This is a genomic window from Achromobacter sp. GQ309, assembly GCF_059759315.1.
Map to the genome: position 1 here is coordinate 16627 of NZ_JCAXDP010000008.1, position 20310 is coordinate 36936.

At 66.2% G+C, this 20310-nt stretch carries 21 protein-coding genes; 11 read left to right on the plus strand and 10 right to left on the minus strand.

Features of this window, described 5'->3' with window-relative positions:
- Positions 1-233: 233 nt before the first annotated feature.
- Genes AC6CIE_RS23100 through rsmB form a run of 6 tightly spaced genes read right to left on the minus strand, consistent with a single transcriptional unit; the run spans position 234 to position 8119 of the window.
- Positions 234-1703 (minus strand): TrkH family potassium uptake protein, encoded by a 1470-nt coding sequence (locus AC6CIE_RS23100; RefSeq protein ID WP_191578419.1) that lies wholly within the window; start codon positions 1701-1703, stop codon positions 234-236.
- Between the two features lie 53 nt (positions 1704-1756).
- Positions 1757-3136 (minus strand): Trk system potassium transporter TrkA, encoded by a 1380-nt coding sequence (gene trkA, locus AC6CIE_RS23105; protein WP_175122073.1) that lies wholly within the window; start codon positions 3134-3136, stop codon positions 1757-1759.
- Positions 3133-3828: a response regulator gene (locus tag AC6CIE_RS23110; RefSeq protein WP_175139011.1), complete on the minus strand. Its 696-nt coding sequence runs from the start codon at positions 3826-3828 to the stop codon at positions 3133-3135. The genes trkA and AC6CIE_RS23110 overlap by 4 nt, the downstream gene beginning before the upstream one ends.
- An 11-nt stretch (positions 3829-3839) precedes the next feature.
- Positions 3840-6155 carry a sensor histidine kinase gene (locus AC6CIE_RS23115; RefSeq protein ID WP_175122071.1) on the minus strand — a complete coding sequence of 772 codons (2316 nt, stop codon included), beginning with the start codon at positions 6153-6155 and terminating at the stop codon, positions 3840-3842.
- Complete coding sequence (locus AC6CIE_RS23120) at positions 6152-6742, minus strand: DUF4390 domain-containing protein (RefSeq protein WP_175122070.1); 591 nt, start codon at positions 6740-6742, stop codon at positions 6152-6154. The genes AC6CIE_RS23115 and AC6CIE_RS23120 overlap by 4 nt, the downstream gene beginning before the upstream one ends.
- 39 nt (positions 6743-6781) lie before the next feature.
- The gene (gene rsmB, locus AC6CIE_RS23125) at positions 6782-8119 is read right to left on the minus strand and encodes a 16S rRNA (cytosine(967)-C(5))-methyltransferase RsmB (RefSeq protein WP_498094198.1); all 1338 of its coding nucleotides are present in this window, start codon (positions 8117-8119) and stop codon (positions 6782-6784) included.
- Positions 8120-8214: 95 nt separating this feature from the next.
- Here rsmB and AC6CIE_RS23130 point away from each other — a divergent pair, with 95 nt between their 5' ends.
- The 3 genes from AC6CIE_RS23130 to rimO all read left to right on the plus strand — a co-directional run bounded on the left by AC6CIE_RS23130 (position 8215) and on the right by rimO (position 10778).
- Entirely contained in the window at positions 8215-8847 is a 633-nt protein-coding gene (locus tag AC6CIE_RS23130; protein ID WP_175139009.1) for a LysE family translocator, read from the plus strand.
- Positions 8848-9037: 190 nt separating this feature from the next.
- Positions 9038-9289 (plus strand): helix-turn-helix domain-containing protein, encoded by a 252-nt coding sequence (locus AC6CIE_RS23135; RefSeq protein ID WP_175122067.1) that lies wholly within the window; start codon positions 9038-9040, stop codon positions 9287-9289.
- A 142-nt stretch (positions 9290-9431) separates the two neighbouring features.
- Positions 9432-10778 (plus strand): 30S ribosomal protein S12 methylthiotransferase RimO, encoded by a 1347-nt coding sequence (gene rimO, locus AC6CIE_RS23140; protein WP_175122773.1) that lies wholly within the window; start codon positions 9432-9434, stop codon positions 10776-10778.
- A gap of 79 nt (positions 10779-10857) precedes the next feature.
- Here the strand turns inward: rimO and AC6CIE_RS23145 are convergent, their stop codons facing one another.
- Entirely contained in the window at positions 10858-11415 is a 558-nt protein-coding gene (locus tag AC6CIE_RS23145; RefSeq protein WP_175139008.1) for a ferritin-like domain-containing protein, read from the minus strand.
- 234 nt (positions 11416-11649) lie between these two features.
- Between AC6CIE_RS23145 and AC6CIE_RS23150 the strand changes: the two genes are divergently transcribed.
- From AC6CIE_RS23150 to AC6CIE_RS23170, 5 genes are all read left to right on the plus strand, one after another.
- Positions 11650-12240 (plus strand): LOG family protein, encoded by a 591-nt coding sequence (locus AC6CIE_RS23150; protein ID WP_175122065.1) that lies wholly within the window; start codon positions 11650-11652, stop codon positions 12238-12240.
- Between the two features lie 36 nt (positions 12241-12276).
- Complete coding sequence (locus tag AC6CIE_RS23155) at positions 12277-12843, plus strand: hypothetical protein (RefSeq protein WP_175122064.1); 567 nt, start codon at positions 12277-12279, stop codon at positions 12841-12843.
- A gap of 64 nt (positions 12844-12907) precedes the next feature.
- Positions 12908-13534: an HAD hydrolase-like protein gene (locus AC6CIE_RS23160; RefSeq protein ID WP_175122063.1), complete on the plus strand. Its 627-nt coding sequence runs from the start codon at positions 12908-12910 to the stop codon at positions 13532-13534.
- Between the two features lie 12 nt (positions 13535-13546).
- A complete protein-coding gene (locus AC6CIE_RS23165) occupies positions 13547-14173 on the plus strand; it encodes a pyridoxamine 5'-phosphate oxidase family protein (RefSeq protein WP_175122062.1) in 627 nt (208 codons plus the stop codon).
- A gap of 14 nt (positions 14174-14187) precedes the next feature.
- On the plus strand, positions 14188-14709 hold the full coding sequence (locus AC6CIE_RS23170; protein WP_175139007.1) for a class IV adenylate cyclase: 522 nt from the start codon (positions 14188-14190) through the stop codon (positions 14707-14709).
- A gap of 41 nt (positions 14710-14750) precedes the next feature.
- Here the strand turns inward: AC6CIE_RS23170 and fmt are convergent, their stop codons facing one another.
- Positions 14751-15692 carry a methionyl-tRNA formyltransferase gene (fmt, locus tag AC6CIE_RS23175; protein ID WP_498094204.1) on the minus strand — a complete coding sequence of 314 codons (942 nt, stop codon included), beginning with the start codon at positions 15690-15692 and terminating at the stop codon, positions 14751-14753.
- Between the two features lie 67 nt (positions 15693-15759).
- Positions 15760-16272 carry a peptide deformylase gene (def, locus tag AC6CIE_RS23180; protein ID WP_175122059.1) on the minus strand — a complete coding sequence of 171 codons (513 nt, stop codon included), beginning with the start codon at positions 16270-16272 and terminating at the stop codon, positions 15760-15762.
- 237 nt (positions 16273-16509) lie between these two features.
- Between def and dprA the strand changes: the two genes are divergently transcribed.
- The 3 genes from dprA (at position 16510) to AC6CIE_RS23195 (ending at position 19122) form a co-directional block, all read left to right on the plus strand.
- Positions 16510-17622 (plus strand): DNA-processing protein DprA, encoded by a 1113-nt coding sequence (gene dprA / locus AC6CIE_RS23185; protein ID WP_498094377.1) that lies wholly within the window; start codon positions 16510-16512, stop codon positions 17620-17622.
- A 93-nt stretch (positions 17623-17715) separates the two neighbouring features.
- Positions 17716-18624: a hydroxymethylglutaryl-CoA lyase gene (locus tag AC6CIE_RS23190; RefSeq protein ID WP_498094206.1), complete on the plus strand. Its 909-nt coding sequence runs from the start codon at positions 17716-17718 to the stop codon at positions 18622-18624.
- 24 nt (positions 18625-18648) lie between these two features.
- Complete coding sequence (locus AC6CIE_RS23195) at positions 18649-19122, plus strand: hypothetical protein (RefSeq protein ID WP_175122057.1); 474 nt, start codon at positions 18649-18651, stop codon at positions 19120-19122.
- A gap of 102 nt (positions 19123-19224) precedes the next feature.
- Here the strand turns inward: AC6CIE_RS23195 and AC6CIE_RS23200 are convergent, their stop codons facing one another.
- Positions 19225-20241, minus strand: coding sequence for an amino acid ABC transporter substrate-binding protein (locus AC6CIE_RS23200; protein ID WP_498094208.1), 1017 nt, complete (start codon positions 20239-20241; stop codon positions 19225-19227).
- Between the last annotated feature and the right edge of the window lie 69 nt (positions 20242-20310).

Consider the following 20310-nt stretch of genomic DNA (forward strand, 5'->3'; position numbering starts at 1 on the left):
CATGATAGCCGCAGGTTTGTGGCAAAACGATTGAAAATCGTGACATTTGTGTGCAACATCGCGAATCATCCGGTTTTTCCCTCTAAGGAAAAGTAAGCAAGCGCTTACCGCCCAGGATTGGCGCGGGTTCTGGGCGAGCGCCCGCCGCGGAGCCAGAAAAGACGGGGATTTCCAAAGGGGACGGGATAACCCTAATTAGGGTTATCCCTGACGATTTCGGGGCGTGGCGGTGCCTATTTGCGCCAGAAGATCGGCGTGAAGAGCACCAGCACCGTCAGCAATTCCAGCCGGCCGATCAGCATCGCAAAGGTGCAGACCCAGATCTGGAAGTCCGACAGCACGGCAAAGGTGCCCATGGGACCCACCGGACCCAGGCCGGGCCCCGTGTTGTTCACGCTGGCGAAAACGGCCGAGAACGCCGTGATCGGGTCCAGGCCCGAGAGCAGCAGCAGGCTGGTGAACACCGCGATGGACAGGCCATAGAACAGCATGAAGGCCAGCACGGACGACATGGTGCGGGTCTCCACCGCCCGGCCGTTGATCCGGACCGGACTGACGGCATGCGGATGCAACATGGTGACCAGTTCATTGCGGGCCTGCTTGATCAGCAGGATGGCGCGGATCATCTTGATCCCGCCCCCCGTCGACCCCGCCGACGTCGCAAAGCCCGAGAGCAGCAGCATCGTCAGCGGCGCAAACAGCGGCCATTGGGCGAAGTCGGTATTGGCATAGCCGGTCGTGGTGGCCATGGAGATGGTGTTGAACATCCCGTAGCGCAGCGCTTCCAGCGGGTCGGTGTAGACGTCCTTGATGAAGAGGTACACCGAGATGACCAGCCCGACCCCCAGCACGACGACCAGGTACGGGATGGCCTCCGGACAACGCCAATAGGCGCGCGGACTGCGCTGGCGGAAGGCATTGAAGTGCGTGGCGAAGTTGATGCCGGCGATCAGCATGAACACCATCGCCACCATTTCGACCGCGACGGAGTCAAAGTGCGCGAAGCCGTCGTCCCAGGTGGAAAAACCGCCCAGCCCCATGGTGGTGGCCATGTGGCACCACGCCTCGAACCACGACAGCCCGGCCAGCCGGTACGCGATGAAGCAGAGGATGGAGAACACGAAATAGACCGCGTACAGCGCCTTGGCCGTGCTGGCGATGCGGGGCGTCAGGCGCTCGTCTTTCATGGGCCCCGGGGTCTCGGCCCGCACCACCTGATGCCCGCCGACGCCCAGCAGCGGCAGAATGGCGACGGCCAGCACCAGGATGCCCATGCCGCCGATCCAGATCAGCGTCGCCCGCCACAGGTTGATCGACGGCGGCAAGGTGTCCAGGTTGGTCAGGACCGTGGCGCCGGTGGTGGTCAGCCCGGACATCGCCTCGAAATAGGCGCCCGTGAAGGACAGCGGCAGCCCCGCGCCATGGAAATACAGCAGCAGCGGAATGGCCGCCAGCAGCGGCAGACCTGCCCAGACGGCCGACACCAGCACGAAGCCGTCGCGCGCCCGCAATTCGCTACGGTTGCGCCGGGTCAGCGCGGCCAGGCCGCCGCCGATGCCGACGGAAATCAGGAAGCCGTCGCGGAAGGCGTCGCGCGCCGCGTCGCCCCCCACATAGGCGATAAACAGCGGGATCAGCATGGTGAGGGCGAACATCACCATGGTGAGGCCCAGGATGTACAGGGTGGCCAGGACGCGCTTCATGGAGGCTTATCCGGCCGCTCGCGGCCCACGCAAGGGGTGAACGGGGCGGCGCATCAGAAAAACGAGGCCGAAACCTGGAACAGCTTTTCCACGCGCGGCATCTGCTGGCGCGAGGGCACGAAGACGATGACGTGGTCGTCGGTTTCGATGACGGTGTCGGCATCCGGCAGGATGATTTCTTCGCCGCGCACCAGCGCGCCGATGCTGGCGCCCTTGGGCAGGCTGATCTTGCCCACCGCGCGTCCCACCACCTTGGACGTGGAGCGGTCGCCGTGGGCAATGGCCTCCAGCGCCTCGGCCACGCCCTGGCGCAGCCGGTGCACGGCCACCACGTCGCCGCGGCGCACGTGGCGCAGCAGTTCGCTCATCGTGGCCTGCGACGGCGACACGGCGATGTCGATGTGGCTGCCCTGCATGAGTTCGCCGTACGCGTGGCGGTTGATCAGCGCGATCACCTTGCGCGCGCCCAACCGTTTGGCCAGCAGCGACGACATGATGTTGTCTTCGTCGTCGCTGGTCAGGGCCAGCCACGTGTCCATGTCCTCGATGTTCTCGCGCTCGAGCAGCGCCTCGTCGGTGCCGCTGCCGTGCAGGATCAGCACGCTGTCCGGAAGCTGGGTCGCCAGGTATTCGCAGCGTTTCAGGTCGTGCTCGATGATGCGGACGCTGTACTTTTCCTCGGCAAGCTGGCGCGCCAGGCGCAGGCCGATGTTGCCGCCGCCCGCGATCATGACGCGGCGCACCGCGCGCTCGGCGTCGCGCAGCTTGCGCACGGCGCGCCGCGCGTGGTCGGAATCGACGACCAGCACGACTTCATCGCCCGGGGCGATGACGGTGCCGCTGCCTGCCCGCAGGGGACGGCCGTCGCGCAGGACGTCGATGACGCGCGCCTTCACGTCCGGCCAGACGTCGCGCAGCTTGTCCACGGACGAATGCGCCATCGGGCTGCCATGCCCCACGCGTACGGTCACGACGCTGACGCGGCCCTCGGCGAATTCCACGACCTGCAGGGCCTCGGGGAACTCGATGAGGCTTTGCAGGTAGGTGGTGACGCTGCGTTCGGGGCTGATGAGCGCGTCGATGCAAAAGCCTTCTTCGCTCATGAGTTCCGGATGCTCGGGAAACTCAGCGGAGCGGATACGGGCGATGCGGCGGGGGATGTTGAACAGCTGGCGCGCGACCTTGCACGCCACCATGTTGGCGGTGTCGGAGGCCGCACAGGCGATGAAGAGATCGGTGTCGGCGGCGCCGGCATTTTCCAAAACAGAAACCTGCGAGCCGTCACCCAGGACGACACGCAGGTCAAAGTGTTCTTGCAGGTATTGCAACTGGGCGGGGTCGGAATCGATGACCGTGATGTCGTTTTGCTCGGACACCAGGTTTTCCGCCACGCTGGTGCCTACGCGACCAGCGCCCATGATCAGGATCTTCATGTGCTGCGCTTGCGCGCGGACTCGATGCCCAATTGCTTGAGCTTGCGGTAGAGGTGGGTGCGTTCCAGCCCGGTACGTTCGGACACGCGCGTCATGCTGTGGCTTTCCCTGACCAGGTGGTATTCAAAGTAGATGCGCTCGAATTCGTCGCGCGCTTCGCGCAGCGGCTGGTCCAGCGATATGCTGCCCAGCTGGCCGTTGGACGTGGCCGGCACATCGTTGGCGGACACGGCGGACAGCGCGGCGGGCGGATCCAGTTCGTCTTCCAGCGCCACGATCGGGCTGGCGACGGCCGGATTGGCGGCGGCGGGCGCCGCATGCGGCACGCGGCCACGCGCCAGGCCCGCGGCAACGGTCTTGAGCAGACGCTGCAGCGTAATGGGCTTTTCGAGGAAATCCATGGCGCCGATGCGCGTGGCTTCGACCGCCGTGTCGATGGTGGCGTGGCCGCTCATCATGATGACAGGCATGTCCAGCAAGCCTTGCGAGCCCCACTCCTTGAGCAGGCTGACGCCGTCGGTGTCGGGCATCCAGATGTCCAGCAACACCAGATCGGGACGCATGCGAAGACGGGCAGCGCGCGCTTGCGCCGCGTTTTCGGCCAGCTCGACCGTGTGTCCCTCGTCGTAAAGGATTTCCGACAACAGTTCGCGTATACCGACTTCGTCGTCAACCACCAGAATTCTGGCCATAAAGCATCCACCTATTGCGTAGCCGCATTATCCTTTTCTTGCGCGGTGGCGTCCATAGTGTCGGACCCGGGCGCGAGCCGGGTCAACAGGATGGAAATCCGCGCCCCTCCTTCCTTGCGGTTGGCAAGGTCGATACGTCCGCCATGCTCTTCCACGATCTTGCGGACGATTGCCAATCCTAACCCAGTCCCGTGGGACTTTGTGGTTACGTAGGGCTCAAATGCGCGTTGCATGACCTGCGGCGGGAAGCCGGGACCCGTGTCCGCCACCGTGAAACGCAGCGCCTGATGCGCCACACGATCAGGCTGTTCGCTGCGCATGAGCTGGGTCGTCACGCTGACGCGGCCCTGCCCGCCCAGTTCCGCGATCGCATCGCGCGCATTGGAAAGCAGGTTGTGGATCACCTGCCGGAGCTGGGTCGGATCGCCTTCGATATCGGGCAGGTCGGCGCCCAGGTTGACGTCCAGATTCAAGGCCTTTTCCGTCAGGCGCGACGGGGCGCCCTCGGGTTCCCAGCCATAGAGCGACAGCACGTCCGCCACCAGCGCGTTGAAATTGATGCGCTGCATGACGGCCGGCGGCGTACGCGCATACTCGCGGAAGTCGTCCACCATCTGCTTGAGCGACGCCACCTGGTTCACGATCGTGTTGGTGGAGCGCGCCACGATCTGCGCCTCGGCGGGCGGCAGCTTGCCTTCCAGCTTCATGGCCAGGCGCTCGGCCGAGAGCTGGATCGGCGTCAGCGGATTCTTGATTTCGTGGGCCAGGCGGCGCGCCACCTCGCCCCACGCCACGGTCCGGTTGGCGGAAATCACTTCGGTGATGTCGTCGAACACCACCAGATAACCGTTGCCGCGCCCATCGACGCGCAGGTGCGTGCCCCGCGCCAGCAAGGTCAGCGGCTGGGATGCGGTCTCGCCTTCGGTCTGGGCGGGCGCAATTTCAAATTGCTGTTGCCAGTGCTGGCGCTCGGAGCCGACCGCCGCGTGCGTGGAAAACGCCTGGCGCACGATATTCGCAAATTCCAGCATGCCGTCCGCCGTTTCGAGCGGGCGGCCGATGACCGAGCGCAGGTCCGCGCCCAGGATGGTCTGGGCGCCCTGGTTCACGGTGGTGACGCGGAACGCTTCGTCGAACACCAGCACGCCGGAAGACAGGTTGGACAGCACGCTTTCCAGATAGACGTTGGAGCGTTCGAGCTGCTGGCGGTTGCTTTCGACCATGCGGCGCGCTTCGTCGAGCTGGCGGGTCATGGCGTTGAACGACCGCGTGAGCTGGCCGACTTCGTCGCGTTCCGGCGGCTCGGGCAGGGGCCGGTAGTCGCCCACGCCCACCGCCTGCGTGCCGCCCGCCAGGCTGAGCAGCGGGCGCACCAGCCGCTTGGACAGGGACAGCGCCACCGCGATGGCGCCAAACGCGGCCAGCAGCAGGGCCAGCGTCAGCGTGATGCCATAGAGCTTGCGCAGGCCCAGCCGCGACAGCGCCAGTTCCTGGTAATCCCGGAAGCCCTGCTGCACCAGGTTGGCGTTGTGCGCGATCTGCTCGGGCACCGGCTGCAGCAGTTGCAGCCAGCGCGGCTCGGAGGCCGGACCCAGCAGGTTGTCGTAGCGGTCCGGACCGTTCAGCGGAATCACCACGCGCAGATGCAGGCCGCCTTCGGCGCCCGCGGTAACCGGATCGTCGGCTTCGGCCGCGGAATAACCGCGCGCCAACCGCAGCTGATTCATCACCGTGGAAGGCGGCATGGCCGGCAGCAACTGGCCGTACTGGCTGGTCGAAAACGCCACCATCCGGCCGCTGCCCGTGAACACCATGGCTTCCTGCACGCCGTTGGCCTCGCGCAGCCGGGTCAGCGCCAGCGTCACGCCGCTGTCGGTGCTGCGGTTCAGTTCCACGGCCATCGAGCGGGCGCGGGCGTCCAGGTCGGCCAGCAGCGAATCCAGCGCCGCGCGACCCAGGTTCAGGCCGGCTTCCAGCGCCGTGTCCACGCGCACGTTGAACCAGGATTCGATCGAGCGCGACATGAACTGCACCGACACGGTGTAGATGAGCGCGCCGGGCACCACGCCGATCAGGGCGAAAGCCAGTGAAAAGCGCGCGGTGAGCCGCGCGCCGAACTGCCGGCGCCGGATCTGCCGGGCCAGCCGCACCGTCAGCGCGACAACCCAGACAAAGAGCGCCAGCGCAAAGATGCCGTTCAGGACCAGCAGCGTGTCGTAGTAGCGCGCAAAACGCGAGGCGTTTCCGGTGGACCAGGCCAAGAGGCCCAGCAGCGCCAGGCCGCTCACGGCGCCGACCATCAGCGCCAGCCGAAGCAAAAGCCTCATGAGGGATCTTTCTCCTTGTCGCCCAACATGAACGAGAAGTCCATCCACGGCGTCGCCTGCGCCCACGAGCTGCTGTTCAGGGCGTTGACCTGAAACGGCCTGGGCAACAGCGACGTATCCAGCCGGAGGCGCAACTGCCCGTTGTATTGCGACCCCGCATCAAACTCGCCGGCCTTCGCAACCCGCCAATTGCGGATATGCCGGATGGCGCTCATGGCGTCGTCCAGCGAGGCCACCGGAAAGGACAGCTCGCCCACGCCCGCCCGCCACTGGCGGGTCAACGCGTTATAGACCACACGCCAGGTGCGCGATGTGTCCACCAACGACTCGTCGAACCAGTACCAGCGCTCTCGGGTGATGGTCAGGTCAGCCGTGAAATACAGCGCGACGCCGCGCTGGGCGGCGTCGCGCAACTGCTGGTTCAGCTCGAATTCGATGTCCGCGTCGATTTCCAGGTTGCCGTCGCGCACCACCGGCTCCACGCGCGTCACGCGCGGCTCGGACGCGTGAGCCACACCACCCGGCGCAGTCAAAAGCACGGCAGATACCAGCAACAACCCAAGAAATACGCGCGAAATAATGGACATACGGCACCGGAACTACGTCATGCCCCTATTCTTCGGGATTCAGGACTGCTTGGCAAACAAGGCGTAGAAAAACCCGTCGTGTTGCGCCGCGGGTGTTGCATCGACCGCAACTGGCAGCAATTGGCCGGGCGCGTCCAGGCGGGTCGCGTCGGAATGGCGCTGCAGGAATTCCAGGGCCTGGCGCGTGCCTTCGATCGGGAACACCGAGCACGTCACATAGAGCAGCCGGCCGCCGGGGGCCACGGTGGACCACAGCGCGTCCAGGATCCGGGTCTGCAGGCTGGCGGTGCGGCGCAAGTCGTTTTCGCGGCGCAGCCAGCGGATGTCGGGGTGGCGCCGGACAATGCCCGATGCCGTGCACGGCACGTCCGCCAGCACGGCGTCAAAGGGCTTGCCGTCCCACCAGGCGTCCAGGTCGGCGGCGTCGGCCGCCTTCAGACGGACATGGCCGCCGCCCAGGCCCAGCCGTTCCAGGTTCTGTTCTACGCGGCCAAGACGGTCGGCGTCGGCATCCAGGGCGAGCAGGTCGATGTCGGCAAGTTCAAGCAGGTGCGCCGTCTTGCCCCCGGGCGCCGCGCAGGCGTCCAGCACGCGCATGCCGTCGGCAGGGGCCAGCAGTTCGGCCGCGAGCTGGGCGCCCGCATCCTGCACCGACCACCAGCCCTCGGCAAACCCCGGCAACTGCGTCACCGGTTTGGGCGTGGCCAGCACCACACCCGACTGGCCCACGGCTTCTGCCGCCAGGCCCGCCTCTTCAAAGGCGGCCAGCACCTGCTCGCGGGTGGCGCGGCGGCGGTTGACCCGCAAGGTCAGCGGGGCGGGCAGATTGGATGCCGCCAGGATCTCGCGCCATTGCTTCGGATAGGCCACGGTAAGTTGTTTGACCCACCAGCCGGGATGATTGAATTGCGCCTCGGGGCTGTCGGCCACCGCGGCCGCCAGCGCGGCGCGTTCACGCAGGAAACGGCGCAGGCAGGCATTGAGCATCCCCTTGTAGGACGCCAGGGCGCGCGACCCGGCGGCCGCGGTCACCGCCTGGTCGACGACCGTGTGCGGGGCGTAGACCGGCATGCCGGGCAGGGCGACGGCCGCATCGCCCTCTTCCTTGAGCAGCGTCAGCGACACCAGCAGCAGGGATTCGAACAGCACGCTGGGGTAACGCTGCACCATCTCGCGGCCGACGGCGTCTGCCCAGCCCAGGTAGCGCATCGCGTGGAACGACACGGCCTGCGTGGCCGGACGCAGCGCGCCATCGACCTCGGCCAGCGCCTCCGTGAGCGAGCGCCCGTCGAGCACGTCCTCCACCACCCCCGCGCTGGCAAGAAGTACGGAAGAAAGCGGGGGGGCCAGATTGGGGGAGTCAGAACGGGTGGACATGGTGCGAAATCAAAGAGTAAGACCGCTATGGTAGCCCGGACCTGGACGGACGGCGGCCCGCGCGGCACACTGGCTCCCTGCCCTGGAGCCCCGTCATGACCCTCGCCACGCTGCTGCTGTTTGTCCTGGCCTCTGCCGTCGCCATCGTCACGCCCGGCCCCACCACGCTGCTCGCCATGAGCAACGGCTCGCGCCACGGCGTGCGCGCCGCCTGCTGGGGCATGGGCGGCGCGGTGCTGGCGGATCTGGTCCTGATCGGCGCAGTGGCCTGCGGCCTGGGTGTGCTGCTGGCCGCCTCCGAGGTCGCCTTCCAGATCGTCAAATGGGTGGGCGCGGCGTACCTGGCCTGGCTGGGCTGGAAACTCCTGCGTTCGGACGCGGCGCTGACGCTGCCGTCCGAACACGCCCGCGATAGCCGCCCCGCCGGTCTGTCGCTGGGCCTGCGCAGCTTCGTCGTGGCCCTGACCAATCCCAAGGCCCTGCTGTTCATGTCGGCCTTCCTTCCCCAATTCATCAACCCCACGGCTCCCCTGCCCGCCCAGTACGCCATCCTGGCCGGCGTGCTGGCGCTGCTGAACGTGGCGACGATGCTGGCCTATGCGGCGCTGGGCGCGCAGATGGTGCGCGCCTTCCGGGCAGGCGGCCTGCGCTGGCTGAACCGGATCTGCGGCGGCATGCTGATCGGACTGGCGGGCACACTGGCGCTGTATCGCCGCACTGCGGCCTGAATCGCGGGCCCCGGTTCCACGCGGCTTTCCGTCCCCCGTTGCCAGACCGGCGCCGTCATCTCGCGCTATCCCCGCCTACGGCAATGCCGTATAATCCTGCGCTGCCCCGCTATCCCCATCGGTGCGGCCGCCGGCCGAATGCCCGCCGGCGCGAATGAATGCCGCACCGCCCCCTCCCAGTGATTGAGTTATGAAGAAGGCTGTACCGCCTGCCCGGTCCGTCCGGTGGCAGGCGTCGCATATCAGCGAAGCGCGCAATCGCGTGGGCCTGCCGCAGGCGGATTTCGCGGAGTTGTTGGGCGTAAGCGTGCGCACCTTGCAGGATTGGGAGCAAGGCCGGCGCAACCCCTCCGGCGCCGCGCAGACCCTGCTGCGCGTCGCCATGCTTCATCCGGAAACGCTGCGCCACCTGTCCTCCCAGGACGCTCCGGCCTGGCCCTGAATCTTTGACGATGACCCCGCCGCACGCCGAATGCCCGTGCGCGAACCTACGGTGAATTAGATTGGAAGTTATTGAACATTCCCGCCCCGGCAAAGGCGCCGGCGCTGCCCCCAGCAACGGCAACAACGCCACGCTCGATGCCATCACGGCCGCCGCGCAAGAGGCCAACCCCGGCCGCGCGCCGCGCGTGGGCTTCGTATCGCTGGGCTGTCCGAAGGCACTGGTCGACTCCGAACGCATCCTGACCCAGTTGCGCACCGAAGGCTACGAAGTCACGCCCGAGTACAACGATGCGGACGTGGTCGTCGTCAACACCTGTGGCTTCATCGACAGCGCCAAGGCCGAGTCGCTGGAAGCCATCGGCGAGGCCCTTGCTGAAAACGGCAAGGTCATCGTGACCGGCTGCATGGGCGTCGAAGAATCGGTGATCCGCGACGTGCACCCCAGCGTGCTGTCGGTGACCGGCCCTCAGCAATATGAAGAGGTCGTACGCGCCGTGCACAGCGCGGCGCCCCCGCGCACGGACCACAACCCCTACGTGGACCTGGTGCCGCCGCAGGGCGTCAAGCTCACGCCGCGCCACTACGCCTACCTGAAGATCTCCGAAGGCTGCAATCATCGCTGCAGCTTCTGCATCATCCCCTCGATGCGCGGCGACCTGGTCAGCCGTCCCGTGGGCGACGTGCTGAACGAAGCCGAGCGTCTGGTGAAGGCGGGCGTCAAAGAGCTGCTGGTGATCTCGCAGGACACCAGCGCGTACGGCGTGGACATGAAGTACCGCAGCGGCTTCTGGAACGGCCGCCCGGTCAGGACGCGCATGACCGAGCTCTGTATGGCCTTGTCCGAGATGGGCGTCTGGACGCGCCTGCACTACGTGTATCCGTACCCGCACGTGGACGAAGTGATTCCGCTGATGGCCGAGGGCAAGATCCTGCCGTACCTGGACATCCCGTTCCAGCACGCCAGCCCGCGCATCCTGAAGCTGATGAAGCGCCCGGCCTTCGAGGACAAGACGCTGGCGCGCATCAAGCGCTGGCGCGAGATCTGTCCGGACCTGACGATCCGCTCGACCTTCATCGTGGGCTTTCCCGGCGAAACCGAGGAAGACTTCCAGTACCTGCTGGACTGGATGCAGGAAGCGCAGCTCGACCGCGTGGGTTGTTTCCAGTATTCGCCTGTCGAAGGCGCGCCCGCCAACCTGCTGGACGATCCGGTGCCGGACGACGTCAAGCAGGACCGCTGGGAACGTTTCATGGCGCTGCAGCAAACCATTTCAGCTGAGCGCCTGGCGCTCAAGGTGGGCCGCGAGATCGACGTGCTGATTGACGAGGTCGACGAAGACGGCGCCGTGGGCCGCAGCGCCGCCGACGCGCCTGAAATCGACGGCTGCGTCTACGTCAGTTCGGACAAGCCCCTGCAGCCGGGCGACATGGTGCGCGTGCGCGTCACCGACTCCGACGAATACGATCTCTGGGCCGACGTGGTCTGATCCAGGGCGTCTTCAGAACAAACGCCGTCCGGCGCATCGCGCGCCGGACGGCATTTTGCTTTGGCGGATCAGCGCCGCGTCACTTTTCCAGGAAGTCCGACAGATCGTCGGCGTGTTCCTCTTCAACGGCCAGGATTTCTTCCAGCAGACGGCGCGTGGTCGTGTCCTGTTCGCCGATGTACTCGATCATCTGGCGATAGCTGTCGATGGCGATCCGCTCGGCGATCAGGTTTTCCTTGATCATCTCTTCCAGCGTGTTGCCTTCGACGTATTCCGAGTGGCTGCGCTCCAGCAGCCCCTTGGGCGACAGATCCGGCTCGCCGCCCAACTGCACGATACGCTCGGCCAGCTTGTCGGCGTGTTCCTGTTCCTGCGTCGCATGCTCGGCGAACTCGGCGGCGACAGGTTCGGCGTTCAGGCCGCGGGCCATGAAGTAGTGGCGCTTATAGCGCAGCACACAGACCACTTCGGTCGCCAGCGCTTCATTCAGGAGCTTCAGCACGGTTTCGCGGTCTGCGCGGTAGGTGTCCGTGATGGCGCCGGATTCGATGTCCTTGCGCGCCTTGGCGCGAATCGCCTGCACGTCCATGTCGAAGGGACGTTTGGTTTGCTGCGGGGTGCGGGTTGCTTGTTCCATATCGTTAGCTCCTCTAGTCAGTGAAAGCAGCACGACGCTGGACTTCCAGTCGTTTTCGCAATATTCAGTCTACCGGCCATGCCGGAACATGCTGTGTCCAAACATTGCCCGCGCCGCGCGGCCGGACCGCGCCGGCCGCAAAAAGGCTCCTGCGCAACCTTGCGTAAACTATCGGCTTCGCGAAAGGCATCGTGACGCAATCTGTAACGCGGCCGGCAATTTCCCACCGTTTTTATGACCCTGAAGAATATCTGCGTGTATTGCGGCTCCAACCCGGGCACGCGCCCGGACTACATCGAGCAGGCCCGCGTGCTGGCGCGCGAACTCGTCAAGCGCGACCTGGGCCTGGTGTACGGCGGATCGATCGTCGGCATCATGGGTGTGGTGGCCAATGAAGTGCTGGCCGGCGGCGGCCGCGTGATCGGCGTGATTCCCGAACTGCTCCTGAAGAAGGAACAGGCGCATCTGGGGCTAACGGAGCTGCACATGGTGCAGAACATGCACGAGCGCAAGGCCATGATGATGGAGAAGTCAGATGGCTTCATCGCCTTGCCCGGCGGCGCCGGCACGCTGGAAGAGTTCTTCGAGGTATGGACCTGGGCGCAGTTGGGCATGCACCAGAAGCCCTGCGGACTGCTGAACGTCGCCGGGTACTACGATGCCCTGATGCAATTCATCGACCACACCGTGGAAGAAGCATTCATCCGTCCCCAGCATCGCGACATGCTGGTGGTGGAAGAAGACCCCGCCTTGCTGCTGGATCGCTACGCCATCTACGAGCCGCCCAACGTCTCGAAATGGTTCGATCCGGTCAGAAAGCCCTGACACCGACGCTTGAGACCTGAACGGAAGCCCCCCGCAATGCCCACCGATTCGTTGTTCCCCGCCTGCACCGAGTCCGTATTGCGCGACTATTTTCACGCGAAGGACGAGAACCGCCCGCACTACATGGCCCGTGCCTTTGCGCCCGACGCTGTGCTGAAGATGGCCCTGCGCACGCAGGCCATCGCCTTTCCGCCCGAATCACATGGCCTGGCCGCCATCACCGACACGCTGGTGCGCAAGTTCGGCCAGACCTACGACAACGTCTACACCTTTTACCTGTCGCGCCCGGACGCCGATGCGCGCCTGTCCGAGTACCACTGCGACTGGCTGGTCGGCATGACGGAAAAAGCCACCGGCAACGTCCGCGTGGGCTGTGGCCGCTACGACTGGGCGTTTCAGCCCGACCCGTATCGCGCCAAACGCCTGACCATCACGATCGAAACCATGGTCAGCCTGCCGCCCGCCAATTCGGCCGCGGTGTTCGGCTGGCTGCTGGCCCTGGACTATCCCTGGACCAGCGCGGCGCGCGTGGTCGCCGGCGCCCCGCCGCTTGAAGACCTGGCGCCGGTCGTGCACTATCTTCTTCACCCGCACGGCGTGTAGGGCTCGCGCAAGGCGCCTGTGAAACGGGCGTTCTTGACCGGCCTGCCGGCACTGGATTCAAGAATTGAAATACGACATCGCAGCCTTCGACTTTGACGGAACCCTGGCAGACACCATGCCGTGGTTCAACTCCATCCTCAACACCGTCGCGGACAAGTACAACTTCCGCCAGATCGATGCGGCCGAGCGCGAGCAACTGCGCAGCCGCGACGCGATGGAGATCCTGAAGTACCTGAACATCCCGCTGTGGAAGCTGCCCGCGATCATGACGCACGTGCGCACGCTGATGCAGGACATCGACCCCAGCGTCCAGTTGTTCGACGGCATCCCCGACGCGCTGGCCCGCCTGAAGGCGAGCGGCCTGCGACTGGCGGTGGTCAGCTCCAACTCCGTCGAGAACGTGCAGCGCGTGCTGGGCGAAGAAACCGCCGCGCTCTTTGACGACTACGAATGCGGCACCGACCTGTTCGGCAAGGCCGCCAAGATCGACCGCCTGCTCAAGCAGCACGGCACCGCGCCGGAGCGCTTTCTGCTGGTGGGCGACGAAATGCGCGACATCGATGCAGCCCGCAAGGCGGGCGTGCGCGTCGGATCGGTCGCCTGGGGCTACAACCACCCGGACGCCCTGCGCGGCCGCGGCCCTGATGAACTCTTCCTGACGGTCGAAGACCTTCCCAACGCACTGGCGTAACGCCCAGATCCCATGCACACCGATCCCGCCCACCTGATTACCGACGCCGACGCCCTGCAAGCGCTTTACGGTTCGCCCGGCGAAGCCTCCCTGAAAAAGGAGGTCGACCACGTGCATCCGCACTACCGCGCGTTCATCGAAGCCGCGCCCTTTGCGCTGCTGGCGACCGCGGGACCGGACGGGCTGGACGCCTCGCCACGCGGCGACCCCGCCGGGTTCGTCGTGGTGGAAGACGAAAAGACGCTCTTGTTGCCCGACCGCCGGGGCAACAACCGCGTGGACAGCCTGCTCAACGTCATCGCCGATCCGAGGGTGGCCCTGCTGTTCCTGGTGCCGGGCGTGGGCGAGACGCTGCGCGTGAACGGCACGGCGCGCATCAGCGTCGACCCGGCCCTGCTGGCGCGCTTCGAGATGGACGGCAAGCTGCCGCGCTCCGTGCTGATCGTCGACGTGCACAAGGTCTACTTCCAGTGCTCGCGCGCGCTGCTGCGCTCGCGCCTGTGGGATCCGGACACGCAGATTCCCCGCACCGCGCTGCCCAGCGTCGGCCGGATGCTTTCCGACCTGACGTCCGGCACCTTCGACGGCGTGGCCTACGACCGCGACCTGCCCGCGCGCGTGGCCAGCTCGCTTTACTGAACTCCGAGGCGCCCATGGCACGCAACGTCGAAATCAAGGCGCGGGTCGACAGCCTGGACGCCATCGAACACCTGGCCGCGGCGCTGTCCGGCCAGGAACCGGCGTTCATCGACCAGGACGACACCTTCTTCACGTGCGCCAATGGCCGCTTGAAACTGCGCGCCTTCGCAGATGGCTCGGGCGAGCTGATCTTCTATCAGCGCGCCGACGACAGCGGTCCCAAGGAAAGCTTCTACGTCATTTCGCCCACGGACGAACCCGACACCCTGCGCGAGGCGTTATCGCACGCCTACGGCGTGATCGGCCGCGTGAAAAAGCACCGTACGGTCTTCATGGCCGGGCGCACCCGCATCCATCTGGACCGGGTGGAAGGCCTGGGCGAATTCCTGGAACTGGAAGTGGTGCTGCGCGAGGGCGAGACCGTCGAGGCGGGAATGGAAGAAGCCCGCACGCTGATGGCCGGGCTGGGCGTCGCGCCCGAGCAGTTGCTGTCGGGCGCCTACCTGGATCTGCTGGCGGCGCGCCACAAGGGCTGATGCCTCGCGTGCCGCCGGGCGTGATCCGTCTTGGGGCGGGTTCAGGCCGGTTGCCAGCCGCGCACGAACACATCCACGGGTTGGCGCTTGCCGCCCGCCTTTTGCAGTTCAAGCAAACGCAGCACGCCCTGACCGGTGGCAATGTCGATGCCCGACGCGCCGGCGCGCAATACGCTGCCCGGCGCGGCCGTGGTGGCCTCGTCCAGCGCCTGCGCCCGCCAGACCTTCACCGCATCGGGCAGTCCCGGCAGGCGGATGCTGGCGCCGGGCACCGGATTGAACGCACGCACGCGGCGCGCCAGCAATTGGGCGGGCTGGGTGCAATCGAGCGCGGCTTCGGCCTTGTCCAGCTTGGCCGCGTAAGTCACGCCGTCTTCCGGCTGCTTGCGCGCGGTCAGACCGCCCTTGGCCAGCGCGTCCAGCGCCTCGACGATGGCTTCGCCGCCGGCCTCGGCCAGCGCGTCGTGCAACTGCGCCGCATTGGTATCGTCCGAAATCGGCACGATGCGTTCGAGCAGCATGTCGCCCGTATCCAGGCCCTCGTCCATCTGCATGATGGTGACGCCGGTGCACGCATCGCCCGCTTCGATCGCGCGCTGGATCGGCGCCGCGCCGCGCCAGCGCGGCAAGAGGCTGGCGTGGATGTTCAGGCAGCCCAGACGCGGCAACTCCAGCACCCATTGCGGCAGGATCAATCCATACGCCGCCACCACCATGACATCGGGCGCCACGCTTTCCAGCAGGGCGCGCGCTTCGGCGGCCTCGTCGGGATAGCGGCCATCCAGGCGCAGGCTGCGCGGCTGGGCGACGGCGATGCCGGCGTCCAGCGCGGCCTGCTTGACGGGGCTGGGCGTGAGCTTCAGGCCCCGCCCCGCCGGCCGGTCCGGCTGCGTCATGACCAAGGGGATGTCGTGGCCGGCGGCCCGCAGGGCGTCGAACGCGATACGGGCGAATTCCGGGGTGCCGGCAAAAACGATGCGCATGAGGTGGACTGCTGAAGAGGTGAACGAAGGCGCGAGGGCGGGAATGGGCCGAAGTCAGGCCCCGGGATCAGGCGCGCAGCGCTTCCCGCTCCGCCTTCTTGAGCCTCGTTTTGATGCGATTCTGCTTGAGGTTCGACAGGTATTCCACGAACACCTTGCCTTCAAGATGATCCAGCTCGTGCTGCACGCACACGGCCAGGAGGCCGTCGGCTTCGAACTCGAACGGCTTGCCGTCGATGTCCAGCGCCTTGCAGCGGATGCGCGACGCGCGTTCCACCTCGTCGTAGACGCCGGGGACGGACAGACAGCCTTCTTCGTAGATCTTGTAGTCGTCGCTGCGCCAGGTGATCTCGGGATTGATCAGCGTCAGCAACTGATTGCTGTCTTCGGACACGTCGATCACGACCACGCGCTCATGCACGTCGACCTGGGTCGCGGCCAGACCCACACCCGGCGCGTCGTACATGGTTTCGGCCATGTCGCGCACGAGTTGGCGGATGCGGTCGTCGACCTCGGCAACCGGCTTGGCCTTTTTGTGCAAGCGCGGATCCGGGTAGCGAAGGATGGGAAGTAAAGCCATTGAATGGGGATGCCAGTAGGAATGCTTGTCCGAGAGTTTAATTCATTAGAGTCTTGATTTCTAATAGTTTTCGGCTAATTCCGGCATTGCGGACATTGCTACGGCACCCTTTTTTCGAGCATTCCGGCGACGGCTCGCTGCGCGCGTATCGATCCACCCGTCGCCCGCTGCCGCACACGACGCATGCGACACTCTCGGACCCCCGACGCGTTTTCCGCGTCCTTTTCCGCCCGTTTCATGCCGCTGACGCAATCCTCCGACGAACTCGCCGCCTGGCTGCGGTTGTCCCTCGAACCCAACATCGGTTCGGCCACCGCCTGCATGCTACTTAGCGCGCTGGGTCTGCCCGACCAGATCTACGCGCAACGCGCCACTGCGCTGTCGCGGCACGTGCCCGAAGCGCTGGCGCGCCAGCTGGCCGCGCCCATGCCGGCCGACATGGCGGAACAGGTGGCGCGCGCGCTGGAATGGGTGCAGGCGCCCGGCCGCCACATCCTCACGCTGGCCGATCCCACCTATCCGCAAAGCCTGCTGACCATCGCCGATCCGCCGATCCTGCTCTACGTCGCAGGCGACCCGGCCTATCTGCAGGGACCATCGCTGGCGGTCGTTGGCGCGCGCAACGCCACGCCCGGCGGGCAGGAAAACGCGCGTGCCTTTGCGCGGCACCTTGCCGGCGCGGGCTGGCGGGTCGTCAGCGGCCTGGCGCTGGGCATCGATGCCGCGGCGCATGAGGGCGCGCTGGACGCGGGTCCCAAGGGTGCAGGCACCGTGGCGGTCATGGGAACGGGTATCGACCGTATCTATCCGGCCAGCCACCGCGATCTGGCGCATCGCATTGCGGCGCACGGCGCGCTGGTGTCCGAGCTGCCGCTGGGCACGGGCGCGCGGCCGCAACACTTTCCCAAGCGCAATCGCATCGTGGCGGGCCTGGCGCGCGGCGTGCTGGTGGTAGAGGCGGCCAAGCAGAGCGGATCGCTGATCACGGCGCGGCTTGCCGGTGAATGCGGACGCGAGGTATTCGCCATTCCCGGCTCCATCCATTCGCCGCTGTCGCGCGGCTGCCATGCCCTGATCCGCCAGGGCGCCAAGCTGGTCGAGACGGCCATGGACATCACGGATGAATTGGGCGGCGGACCCACGCCGCCGCAGCCCGCCCGCAAGGAGGCGCCCGTCGTGCTCCCCGCGCATCCCGTGCTGGACGCATTGGGCTTTGACCCGCTGCACCTGGACGCCATCCAGGCGCGCTGCGGGCTGGAAACCGCCGCCCTGCAGACGCAACTGGTTGAACTGGAATTGCAGGGCCGCATCGCCCGCCTGGATGACGGCCGCTACCAGCGTTTGCACTAGCACCGCAACGGGGCCGGATGCGATGGCGCTAATATGTTCGGCAGCGCCGCAGCCTTGTAGCGCCGGTCACCCAATACCGATACAGGAAGAGACATGGCATTGCCCTCCCGCGTGAAGATCGTCGAGGTATCGCCCCGCGATGGTCTGCAGAACGAAAAGGAATTCGTCCCCACCGACATCAAGGTGGAACTGGTCAACCGCCTGACTGCCGCAGGCTTCCCCAATGTGGAAGCCGCGTCGTTCGTGTCGCCCAAATGGGTGCCGCAGATGGCCGACGGCGCCGACGTGATGGCGCGCATCGAGCGCCGGCCCGGCACCATCTACTCCGTGCTGACGCCGAACATGAAGGGCTTTGAAGGGGCGCTGTCCGCCCGCGCGGACGAGATCGTGATCTTCGGCGCTGCCAGCGAGGCCTTTTCGCAGAAGAACATCAATTGCTCGATCGCCGAATCCATCGCGCGCTTCGAACCCGTGGTGCAGGCGGCGCGCGAAGCCGGCATTCGCGTGCGCGGCAGCATCAGCTGCGCGCTGGGCTGTCCCTACCAGGGCGAAGTCCCCGTCGAAGCGGTGGTCGACGTGGCGCAACGCTACCTGGCGATGCAGGTCGACGAGATCGACGTGGCCGACACCATCGGCGTGGGCACGCCCAAACGCGTGCGCGACGTCATGGCCGCAGTCACGCGCGTCGTGGACCCGGCGCGCATCTCCGGCCATTTCCACGACACCTATGGCCAGGCGCTGGCCAACATCCTGGCGGCGCTGGAAACCGGCATCTCCATCTTCCACACCTCGGTGGCCGGCCTGGGGGGCTGCCCTTATGCCAAGGGCGCCACCGGCAATGTCGCGACAGAAGACGTGCTGTACATGCTGCGGGGTCTGGACATCGACACCGGCGTGGACTTCGACGCCGTGGTCGACATCGGTCAATGGATGTCGGCGCATCTGAACCGCAAGGGCTCCAGCCGCGCCGGCAACGCCATCGCCGCCAAGCGCGCGGCTTGATCTGCGCCGCATGACCCGCACCGCATGACCACGCAGAATGCCCCCTCCGCGCCCGAAGACCTCGCGGCGCTGCTCCGCGCCATCGGCCCGCTGCCCCTGGCGGGCCAGGCCTGGCCGGACTGGGTGCGCATTCTGACGTGGGTGTTGCTTGCCGTGCTGGGCGTGCAGGTCGTCACCACCGCAATCCGCGCGCCCTCGCAGCCTTTTGACACGCTCTTGGCGGTGGCGGTGGTGCTGTGCTTCGTCGCGCTGCTGTTCGTGTCGTGGCACATGCAGACATCCATCACCACGATCGACGACCGCGGCATCCGCCAGACCTGGTTCACCCGGCGCGAAGTCGCCTGGGAAGACGTGCGCTTCGCGCGGTTTGTCCCCATGGTGTTTTCAAAGCGGCTCGTCGTGTTCACGCACCGTGGAAAGCCGGTGATTTTTCAGGGCGGCACGCGGGAACTGCGCGTGGCGTTCGTGAAGATCGCTCAGGTGTATCGGCGCGGCTAACCAACGCGGTCAACCAGAAAAAACACCCCGAGTCCGGGGCGTTTGGTCATACAGGGCGATCCAGCTACGCGCCGCACTGGGCGTGTAGCCGATGCCGCCAAATCATCGAATCGGCAACGCGTACATCAACCCGCCCTGCGTCCACTGCGCATTCAGGCCACGCTTGATCTTCAGCGGGCTGCCCTCGCCCACATTCCGCTCAAAACTCTCGCCGTAGTTGCCCACCTGCTTGACGATGTTGTACGCCCACTTCTCGTCCAGCCCCAGGTTGGCGCCGCCACCCGGCGTCACCCCGAGGATGCGCTTGATGTTGGGGTTGGCGCTCTTGGCCTGTTCGTCCACGTTCCTGGACGTCACGCCGTATTCCTCGGCTTCGATCATGGCCGACAGCGACCAGCGCACGATGTTCAGCCACGCGTCGTCGCCCTGGCGAACGAACGGGCCCAGCGGCTCTTTGGAAATGATCTCGGGCAGCACGACGTAGTCGTCGGGATTCTGCAGCTTGGAAATACGGATCGAGGCCAGGCCCGACGCGTCGGTCGAGAACACGTCGCAACGGCCGGACGCGAACGCGTTGACGACTTCGTTGAAGGTCTCGATGACGACCGGCTTGTACGACACGTTATTGGCGCGCGCCCAGTCGGCCAGCGTGTTTTCGTTGGACGTGCCGGTCTGCAGGCAGACCGTGGCGCCGTTGATTTCCTTGGCGCTGTTGACGCCCAGCGACTTGGGCACCAGGAAGCCCTGGCCGTCGTAGAAGTTGATGCCGGCGTGGATGATGCCCAGCGCCGTGTCGCGCTGCTGCGTCACGGTGGTGTTGCGCGTCAGCACGTCGACTTCGCCGGATTGCAGCGCGGTGAAGCGTTGCTGCGAATTGAGCGGCACCACCTTGATCTTGTTCGCGTCGCCGAACACCGCAGCAGCGATGGCGCGGCACAGGTCCACGTCCAGGCCCTGCCATTTGCCTTGCGCATCAGGGGCGGAAAAGCCGGCAAAGCCCGTGGTCGTGCCGCACGCCACGGCGCCGCGCTGTTTCACGACGTCCAGCGTCGCCGCCTGCACGCCCTGCGCGGCCGCCATCAAGAGCGCCGCGCCCACCAACCCTTTTGCAATGTTCATGACCTGGATTCCTTTCTGCTACCGGGCGCGAAAGCGCGCCAAGGCAAGAAGCTTATAGACATGAAGCGC